General features: G+C 37.1%; 5 protein-coding genes. 4 read left to right on the top strand and 1 reads right to left on the bottom strand.

Annotated features, from left to right (window positions below; all coding sequences use genetic code 11):
* Positions 1 to 869: 869 nt before the first annotated feature.
* The gene (locus AC3DU7_RS17995) at positions 870 to 2,054 is read right to left on the bottom strand and encodes an NAD(P)H-quinone oxidoreductase subunit H (protein WP_488040691.1); all 1,185 of its coding nucleotides are present in this window, start codon (positions 2,052 to 2,054) and stop codon (positions 870 to 872) included.
* A gap of 400 nt (positions 2,055 to 2,454) precedes the next feature.
* Here AC3DU7_RS17995 and rsmH point away from each other — a divergent pair, with 400 nt between their 5' ends.
* The 4 genes from rsmH to AC3DU7_RS18015 all read left to right on the top strand — a co-directional run bounded on the left by rsmH (position 2,455) and on the right by AC3DU7_RS18015 (position 7,335).
* Complete coding sequence (rsmH, locus tag AC3DU7_RS18000; protein WP_488040692.1) at positions 2,455 to 3,306, top strand: 16S rRNA (cytosine(1402)-N(4))-methyltransferase RsmH; 852 nt, start codon at positions 2,455 to 2,457, stop codon at positions 3,304 to 3,306.
* Positions 3,307 to 3,615: 309 nt separating this feature from the next.
* Complete coding sequence (locus AC3DU7_RS18005) at positions 3,616 to 5,280, top strand: SpoIIE family protein phosphatase (RefSeq protein WP_488040695.1); 1,665 nt, start codon at positions 3,616 to 3,618, stop codon at positions 5,278 to 5,280.
* Positions 5,281 to 5,284: 4 nt separating this feature from the next.
* On the top strand, positions 5,285 to 5,701 hold the full coding sequence (locus AC3DU7_RS18010) for an ATP-binding protein (protein WP_488040693.1): 417 nt from the start codon (positions 5,285 to 5,287) through the stop codon (positions 5,699 to 5,701).
* Positions 5,702 to 6,894: 1,193 nt separating this feature from the next.
* The gene (locus AC3DU7_RS18015; RefSeq protein WP_488040694.1) at positions 6,895 to 7,335 is read left to right on the top strand and encodes a hypothetical protein; all 441 of its coding nucleotides are present in this window, start codon (positions 6,895 to 6,897) and stop codon (positions 7,333 to 7,335) included.
* Positions 7,336 to 8,590 lie beyond the last annotated feature (1,255 nt).

An 8,590-nucleotide genomic window follows, 5' to 3' on the forward strand; every position in this document is an offset into this window, starting at 1 on the left:
AGTAGGGGAGTGGGGGAGTAGGGGAGTAGGGGAGTAGGGGAGTAGGGGAGTAGTAAAAATAAGAATAATTAACGTTAGACATCTCCAGAAAATAAATTCACCCTTTATTTGACATAAGCTAGAGTTGTAAAAGTCAGTTACCGGGCACCATTTTTAGTCCCTTTTTCCTCAAAACATATTCCCTGTTGTCTGTTGCCTGCTATGTGCAAAAAGTCTATATCTTTTTCGGAGATGTCTATTAAATAAATTGCTAATAATTAGCAAAAAAAATATTTTACTTGTGTTAATTACTTAATAACTGAAGTCTTACCTAAGTATAGCATTAATACTTATGAATTGGTATAACACCTATCACCTAAAAAAAGGGAATAAAGAAAAAATTCTCTACTCCCTACTACCTTAATGTAAGCATTCAGCTATTAACTGTCAGCTCTCAGCAAAAGAAAGGGATTTTAATGAATATAGACTGTTTTAGCCAACTTTTATAGTTAAGTATAAATTCTGTCTAAATTAGTAAAGCTTTTATCTAAAACTAAAAGCAATAGCTGATTGCTGATTGCTGACGGCTGAATGCTTACACGTTAATAGCTTTTAGCAGCTCTGGTTTAAACCCCTTCTAAACATTTACTGCTGACCACTGAGGTGTTTCTTTACCGAATAATTAAGGTTTAAAGCCTCTCCTTTAAAGGAGAAAAAAGCGGTCGAGGGATGGCGTTTTGCTCCGCAACATATAAAGCGGAGCGGCTCTGATAAGAGCGGGTCTCCTCGCCATATCCAATCGACCAAGAGAAGAAAAAATTATCCTTTTTAGTCAATCCTCTTCTTTTCAAGGAGAGGTAATTATTCATTATTCATTATTCATTGTTGAATTATCGATCTACAGACCCCATAATAATGTCAATACTACCCAAAATAGCCACAATGTCAGCCACCTTTGCACCTTGCAAAATATGAGGAAAAACCTGCAAATTCACAAAATCAGCAGCCCGAATTTTAAAACGCCAAGGGAAAGGACTATTATCACCAATAATATAAATCCCAATCTCTCCCTTACCACTTTCAATCCGAACATAATGTTCGCCTTCAGGAATCTTAAAAGTAGGAGGTATTTTCTTACCTAAAAATTGATAATCAAAATCATTCCACTCAGACTTAGGCCCCCCAGCCATCCGTTTTGCTTCCAGATTTTCATAAGGTCCTCCAGGAAGTCCCTTTATCGCTTGACGAATAATCTTGACTGACTCCCGCATTTCCCGAATACGCACAAAATATCGGGCCAAGCAATCCCCATCTTTTTCCCAATGAACATCCCAGTCAAAATCGTCGTAACATTCATAGTGGTCAACCTTCCGTAAGTCCCATTTAACCCCTGAAGCACGCAACATTGGACCAGAAAGCCCCCAGTTGATCGCCTCTTCCCTACTAATTACACCTAATCCTGTAATCCGACGACGGAAAATAGGATTATTAGTAATTAAGCGTTCATACTCATCAACTTTTGGCAAAAAATAGTCGCAAAAGTCTTCGCACTTATCTACCCAACCGTAAGGTAAGTCAGCAGCTACCCCACCAATACGGAAGTAGTTATTATTCACCATCCGATAACCTGTAGCAGCTTCCCACAAGTCATAAATCATTTCCCGTTCCCGGAAAATATAGAAGAAAGGAGTTTGGGCACCAACATCAGCCAAGAATGGGCCAAGCCACAAGAGGTGATTAGCAATCCGGTTTAATTCCAGCATAATTACCCGGATATAGCTAGCCCGTTTGGGGACTTCAATATCGGCCAATTGTTCTGGAGCATTCACTGTCACAGCCTCGTTAAACATTCCCGCAGCATAATCCCAACGACTCACATAAGGAACAAACATTGTATTAGTGCGGTTTTCAGCAATCTTTTCCATGCCCCTGTGTAAGTAGCCAATCACAGGTTCACAGTCAACTACATCTTCCCCATCTAAGGTGACAATTAACCGCAGTACCCCGTGCATAGAGGGATGGTGGGGTCCCATGTTAATGACCATGGGTTCGGTTCTAGTTTCAATTTTGCTCATGTTGACTATTCTCCATAGTGACCTAATTTTTATTTCAGCCCAATTTTTAGACTATAAACGGGTTTAGGCTAAATGTTATTATTATTGACTGTATTTATGTTCTGTTACATAGTTCATAAAAATGATAGTCAAATATGACATATCCTTCGGATTGCAGGTGTTACCCTGAATGGGTGTTAGTGTTTGCATAGCATGACCTAGGAAAGCTCCTCCGGAGGAGGCACTACTTTCATTAATGGATAATGGATAATTGATAATTGATAATTACCTCTGGTTAAAACCGAGAGGATTGAATATAAGGAAATATTATTCTTTTTTTCCCCTTAAAAGGGGAGGCTTTAAACCAGAATTATTTAATTATTAATTATTCGGTAAATTTTTCCTATAGACTTCTAACTTGATGAAGCATATACCTGTTCTCAGTACCGAGTTAATCCAAGGTTTGGCAATATCTCCAAGAGGTCTTTACTTAGATGCAACAGTGGGATTTGGTGGCCATACCCAGTCAATTTTAGCTACGGCCCCAAATGTTAAAGTAGTAGCTATTGACCAAGATGAACAAGCGATCGCCTATTGTCAAACTTTATTGGCCTCTGAAAACTCCAATATTCAATTTTGGCATGGAAATTTTGCAGAGTATGAGCCAAAAAAACTTGAATTTGATGGTATAATAGCAGACTTGGGTGTAAGCTCTGTGCAATTGGATACCCCAGAAAGAGGGTTCAGTTTTCGGCATCAAGCTAAGTTAGATATGCGGATGAACCAGCAACAATCTCTGACTGCAGCCGAAATAGTTAATTTTTGGGAAGAAGCTAAATTAGCAAATATTTTTTATACCTATGGAGAAGAACGTTTATCGCGACGTATTGCTAGAAAAATAGTAGAACATCGTCCTTTTGAAACAACAACCGAGTTAGCAGAAGCGATCGCCCACTGTGTACCTCGCAAATACCGTTATGGTAAAATACACCCTGCTACTCGTGTTTTTCAGGCTCTAAGAATACAAGTAAATCAAGAACTTACTGCCCTAGAAACATTTCTAGACAATGCTCCCAACTGGCTCAAACCAGGAGGTAGAATTGGAATTATCAGTTTTCATAGTTTAGAGGATCGTTTGGTTAAACATAGCTTCAGAAATTCATCTGTTTTGCAAGTATTGACAAAAAAGCCCATTCAAGCCAAAGATCATGAAATAACATTAAACCCACGGGCACGTTCTGCTAAACTTAGATTGGCAGAAAAGATTGGTTAATTAAGTATAAAAATCAGTAAATAATTAACAAGAAAAACTGAATTATAATTAAATTTATTATTGAATAATATTTAGTAAATGAGACATTTATTGGAATAATGTATATCTAGAACTAAGTATAAAATATACTCAAAATGAGTTTTTCTTGGAAGTTTATGGCCAGAGAAAAAATGAACCCCAAATTCATAAGATTTAACTCAAGGCTATTTATCCTAAATCCTAAATATACATAAATTAATAAATTAGGAAGCTATCAAGGCCAACCGGAGAGTATAAAATTTGAAAAATTGTCTGGGAGTAAGGCATAGTATGAGTCGGGGAGAGGGGAAATTAAAATTGATGGTAGTCGATGACGAACCAGACAACCTAGATTTGTTGTACCGGACGTTTCGGCGAGACTTTAAAGTATATAAAGCAGATAGTGCTTTCAGCGCCATGAAAGTTTTGGAAAATGAAGGAGAAATGGCACTGATTATCTCTGACCAAAGAATGCCAGAAATGAATGGTACAGAGTTTTTAGGCACAACATTAGAAAAATATCCAAATACAGTTAGGATTCTACTTACAGGCTATACAGATGTAGAAGACTTAGTAGAAGCAATTAACTCAGGAAAAGTATTTAAGTATATTACAAAACCTTGGAATCCAGAAGAACTCAAGGCTGTAGTACAACAAGCTTCAGAAACCTACAAAATTGTCAGCCAACGCACCAATGCTCTAACTCGTGCTTTGCGACGAGAGTCTATGTTAAATGAAGTAATGAGTGCTATTAGGGAATCATTGGATTACTCTAGTATGTTATCGACAATCATTAAAACAGTGGGACAGACTTTTGATGCAACAGAAGGCAAGTTATGGCCAGTAAAAGGCGATCGCTTAATGCCTGAATCTTTTTCTTATCAAAACCCTGAAATTACTCAAAACAACTTCCCTTTCACTCCAGAACAATTTTTGGAAGTAGCAATAAGTCGTCAAACCAAGTTAGAAAAAAGTTCAGATAAAAGCATATCTAAATTAATAATCCCCCTGATTTATCAACAAGAGTTACTGGCAGTTTTAGCTATTTATCAACAAGACAGCAGTAAATTCTGGTCTTCAGAAGATATAGAATTGATAGAAAGTGTCCTCGAGCAAGGAGCATTAGCATTATCTCAGGCCAAACTCTATCAACGTACCAGAGAACTTGCAGAACAAATGCGTAATGAGTTAGAGGTCGCCCGTCAGATACAAAGCAACCTATTGCCTCAAAGTTGGCCAGAATTTGACAAATTAAGGATACAAGCTTGCTGCTATCCGGCCAGAGAAGTAGGAGGAGATTTCTTTGAAGTTTATACCCATTCTCAAGGTGACATCTGGTTGGCACTGGGAGATGTTTCTGGTAAGGGAGTACCCGCTGCTTTATTCATGGCAAGTGCTATGTCTGTAATGCGGCGAGAACTTTCTCAAGAAAATCCCCCAGATCCTTACGAAATAATGCAAAATCTTAATACTGGTCTATGTGATGACCTTATTAGTAACAATTGCTTCATTACAATGGTTTTAGCTCGTTATACACCAGAAACTGGGTTATTAGCCTATGCTAATGCGGGTCATATATATCCCTTGGTTTGGTCTCAAGCTGCAATGCTAAGTATAGAAAATCAGGATTCTAATCAAGTGAAACCAAATTTTCTCAAAGAACGTGGTATTCCCCTCGGAATATTGCCAAAATGGAAAGGAAAAGCAGGTACTATAGACTTAAATTCAGGAGATATATTTCTATTGACAAGTGATGGCATCACTGAAGCTACAGTAGTTCAAGAGGCTACTGATAGTGGGAAACAAACTCGTGTAATGCTGCAACAAGAAGGTTTATGGGAACTTTTAAAACAGTACAAAAGCCAAATAGACCTAAATAGTTTATTAGCTGATATCCGAGCTAATAATCAAGTTCAAGAAGATGACCAAACTATACTATCTCTGGAGGTTCTGTGAATTTATGAAAACCGAGCTTCAGGTGCCAAGCGACTTACGTTTTTTGACTATTGTTGAACAGTGGTTATTGAGCAGTTTAGAAGTAGAGCTAGGAGAACATATTGATTGGCCTCGTCAATCCAACCGTTTACGCTTGGTTCTAGCAGAAGCTTACTCTAATGTGATTCGTCATGCTCATAAAGACCAACCTAATTTACCAGTGTTAATACGCTTAGAAGCCCAAAACAGTGGTATTGCTTTAGAAATCTGGGACTATGGTAAAGGTTATAGCATGGGAGAGTATAACCCACCAACACCAGAAGCTAAACAAGAAAGTGGTTATGGATGGTTGATTATGAATAGATTAATGGATCGTGTAGATTATGTATTACAGATAGATGGTAGAAACTGCTTAAAATTACAAGCTAACATACCAGAATAAAGTACAATAAAGCACTTACTTCATGATATTTTGATATTGATTAAAATATTGCTAATGGAAGTTAAGATTAACTACTTTTTGTGGGTTAAATTTATCGGAATTACCATCTAGATAATGGAATAAAATGGACGAAAGTTTTCAGGTTTTTTTTGATAATGATTAATTTATGGAAATCGGTCAAAGTACCTCCTCTAGAAAATAATATATGTTATCAATATTTATTGACTTTCATTATTGTAAATTTTTAAATAAGCAATCAGCGATCGGTACTCAGCAGTAAATGTGTACTTTTGCGGAGCATTCCAGAACGGAAAGGGGGTTGAAACCCCTTCGCTCACCTTCCGGTTTCTATAAACCGAGGATTTCAACCCAGAGCTGCGCTCAAGCTTTAACCTAGTTCCGATCATGGAGGCTAGCTGTTTGCGGAGAATTCCGTCAGAAAATGCTAAAAGCTAATAGCTAGTTTCGCTACGCGGAAGTCAAAAGCAAGTGTGTAATTCTGAGGTTTTCTACGGTGCTTTTAAAGTGCGGAAATGCTTCCGCACACAGCCCCTCCAGAATGTAAAACACACTTAAGACAGTCAAAAGTTATTGATTGGCAAGGCTTTTAGGATTTTGTAACTGGTTATTTATTCCCGCTCTCTTCTACTAGTTAAGTTTTTTTCTCTTTGTCTATACATTTATCTTGAACTATGCTTCCTACTTCTTGTACCATGAGTGTGGCAATACTTGATGAAATTGGTATTAAATAACTGAAAAAGAAATGGCAAGAATTATTAAATATAGTGTTTTTGTTTGAAGTGTAAACATAAATAGAGGTTTTTTATTATAAAAAAAGTGTCAGTTTTTTGGTGGCAAGAGCTGCATAAAGCTAGTATTTTGGGACGATCATGGCAGAAAAATCAAGGGAAAATTTTTCCAACTACATCCTAATTAATTCCAATTTCTCCTGACTCCTACCCCTACCAAAAAACTTTATTCAGCAAACCCTAATAATTATTAATAATTAACTATTGAATCTTCTCTACATACCTTTTTCTATAACACCTGGTCTCCACATCCCAGACAAAAACGCGTATATATGATAAATCTAATAAGTTTTGTTAAGTTTGGTTGCATCTAAACTAGACTCTACCGCAATATAAAAAGTAAGGTTTATTTAGATAAAATTAAATATATATTAGATTTGTTATATGAATATGTTTTTTCCTTTAGCTCCTCGTTATCGCCTAGATGACGAATCTCCTTGGCTAGAAAGAATCGATCCTACTCGTAATTATTGGATTCATATTAATGGAGAAAAAACACTAACGGCTGTAATTCCTGGTTTTACAGTGTCTTCTACAGATGAGTTTAAACAAAATATATTTCAATTTCGTGACCTAGAACCAGGGGCACATATAAGAATTGAGAGAGCCTCCGAAACTTGTTATATTTACTGTATTAGTCAAAACTGCTATGCAGTCGAATGTTATTTTAATGAATCGCTAGTATGGCATCTATTTGACAAAGAAACTTTAGAAAGTTTATTAATGACAGGTCATCCAGACTGGAAGTGCGCTTCTACTTCTAATAGTATAGAACTAGGACAACAAATGTTAGCTCGTTCATTGCAAGTATCCACTACAGCTTGAAATAAATTATCTGACATAAAATCTTCTAGCTTGAAGAAGCAAATTTAACTGGTGCAGGATGGCGGAAATAACTAACCAGTTACAAAATCCTAAAACAATTATAAATTAATACTTTTGACTTTTAACTTTATAACTTCCGCGTAGTAGCACTAGCTTTGGGCTAATAGCTTTTAGCAATCGGCTTGGGTTGAAATCCCAGAGCTAATTTATAGCGGTTAACTTATAAATGTTCACTGGTTGGCATCAAAGTTATTGAAACTGAAGAAAGTTATACCAGTAGAAGTTCAGCACTAGACTTAAAAGCACCTTGTCATCATAAAAACTATTTAGGCAAATAAGTCAAATGTGGTTTGTTCAGAAGTTCAACAGGTAAAGTTATCAATGCTAACGTTAAAAGAAATTCCCAGAGGTATTTAGTGCCGAGGCAATAGTGAGCTGTACCGTACAGCCAGTATTGGTTAATCCAAATATAATACAGCAGATTCCACTAAGCGTGAGGTACACCCATCGCGGGCAAGATGCCCGCACTTGCATTCATTTAATTGTTAATCTTTGTACTTCATATACTAGGAATTCGGGCGTTGCTGAATTGAAGTATGAATGCGTGATTGTTTGGTTCTGGTCCACGCCCCCTAAATCCCCCAAAATTGGGGGACTTTTAGAGTTTTATTCCCCCCAAAATTGGCTTGCTCGGGGGGCAAAATCATACCCAGAATCAGCAACGCCGGAATTCGCTGTATTAAGAATTTAACTGTTCGGATTTTCTACAGTTTTCTTCATACGGTTTTGAAGCTCATAGAGACTTAAATGCTTCCATCAACCTGAAAAACTACATTTATCAGTAGCTCGAGTTTCAAGTGATCTTAAGCCTGCTCTTGAGAATAAATTATAGACTGCCTATTTAAATAGGGCTTGCGCTCATAAAGTCTTTTGGTAGGGGTAGGAGTCAACACACCCCTAACCCCTCCCAGGAGTGGAATTCAGAATTCAGGAAGAACGGGGAATTATAGAGGAGGTGGTCATAAAAATCGTCCCAAGATTATTCTTCCCCTATCTTGCCCAAAATGCGCTCCTTTTTGAGCTATTGGAGCTGAAAACCAGGTACTTTTTCAAGACCTAAAAAGGCTAAAACTTATATCAATAAATGCTTTGAGATTTAATCAGCAAGCCCTAAATAAAAGTAGGAAGAAATCCAGGGATTAAAATAACCATAACAGAATAGTGTATCGATATTCAGGCTTAATCAGTTATACTG

The sequence above is a fragment of the Okeania sp. genome, assembly GCF_983059655.1.

Bases quoted from the DNA above. Each gene is read 5' to 3' on its own strand.
- AC3DU7_RS18015 (WP_488040694.1), top strand. From the start codon at position 6,895: ATGAATATGTTTTTTCCTTTAGCTCCTCGTTATCGCCTAGATGACGAA.
- AC3DU7_RS18010 (WP_488040693.1), top strand. From the start codon at position 5,285: ATGAAAACCGAGCTTCAGGTGCCAAGCGACTTACGTTTTTTGACTATT.
- rsmH (WP_488040692.1), top strand. From the start codon at position 2,455: ATGAAGCATATACCTGTTCTCAGTACCGAGTTAATCCAAGGTTTGGCA.
- AC3DU7_RS18005 (WP_488040695.1), top strand. From the start codon at position 3,616: ATGAGTCGGGGAGAGGGGAAATTAAAATTGATGGTAGTCGATGACGAA.
- AC3DU7_RS17995 (WP_488040691.1), bottom strand. From the start codon at position 2,054: ATGAGCAAAATTGAAACTAGAACCGAACCCATGGTCATTAACATGGGA.